A 255-nucleotide genomic window follows, 5' to 3' on the forward strand; every position below is an offset into this window, starting at 1 on the left:
TGCAGCTTCAGAGTGGCATTAGGAAAGAATTGTGTAGCATAGGTGGGAGGCTATGAAGCACCGGCGCCAGCTGGTGTGGAGCCATAGGTGAAATACCACCCTGTTGTTTTCTGATGTCTAACCCAGGGCCGTTATCCGGTTCGGGGACCCTCTGTGGCGGGTAGTTTGACTGGGGCGGTCGCCTCCTAAAGAGTAACGGAGGCGCGCGATGGTAGGCTCAGGACGGTTGGAAACCGTCTGTTAGAGTGCAATGGC

The 255-nt window shown here is 56.1% G+C and carries 1 rRNA gene; it reads left to right on the forward strand.

From position 1 onward, the window contains the following. Positions 1–255, forward strand: a 23S ribosomal RNA gene (locus EOE18_RS18345); the annotation flags it as partial.

The organism is Novosphingobium umbonatum (assembly GCF_004005905.1).
Taxonomy (GTDB): Bacteria; Pseudomonadota; Alphaproteobacteria; order Sphingomonadales; family Sphingomonadaceae; genus Novosphingobium; species Novosphingobium umbonatum.